Below are 622 nucleotides of genomic sequence, written 5' to 3'. Positions count from 1 at the left end.
CTACCGATTTTTTAATATTATTTTATTCATCAATTTCCGGCGCCGACCCAAGCTCTGCCTGAATCATCCAGATTTTCTTCTCAATTGCGGTTTTGAGACCAATGAAAATATCTTGGGTACTGAAGTCTTTTTCAACATCGGATACTTCAATGCCGTGTTGGTAAAGGTCTTCCAAGTAACGATAGCCATCAACTAAGTGTGCGAGGCGTTCTGGGGTTGTTTTGTCCCATTCACCAGGCCAGTCTTGAATCTTAGTGTTTTCGGCCATTTCTTTTAAGGTGGAGTAAGGACTGCCATCAAGCGCAATCAGCCGTTCAGAAATGACATCGAGTTGGCTGTCAATTTCTTCCATGAACTCATCCATCAAGGGGTGCAACTTCAAAAAGTTGGGTCCACGCATGTACCAATGCGTCTGATGGATAATCATTGACATCTGGCTCAAATCGGCAACGAGTTGATTTAATACTGCTTTGGTTTTCGTATATTTCATTAGATTGGTCTCCTTTCGATATGGTTATTATAACTTAGTGGTAGCTTAATCTGAAACGTTATACACTGGCAAATTAAGTTATTTATAGCCCGTAGAATTAAGTCGTTTTGAAAAGATGGAGACGTTATATGG

1 protein-coding gene is annotated in these 622 nt (G+C 40.4%); it reads right to left on the bottom strand.

The genetic code is table 11. From position 1 onward, the window contains the following. Positions 1–22: 22 nt before the first annotated feature. Positions 23–490: a DNA starvation/stationary phase protection protein gene (locus KGF70_RS17040; protein WP_003587210.1), complete on the bottom strand. Its 468-nt coding sequence runs from the start codon at positions 488–490 to the stop codon at positions 23–25. Between the last annotated feature and the right edge of the window lie 132 nt (positions 491–622).

Source organism: Lactiplantibacillus sp. 7.2.4, from assembly GCF_018991185.1.
Lineage (GTDB): Bacteria > Bacillota > Bacilli > Lactobacillales > Lactobacillaceae > Lactiplantibacillus > Lactiplantibacillus pentosus.
Note: the sequence above shows the minus strand (reverse complement) of the source record. Positions and strands in the feature narration are given on the sequence as shown.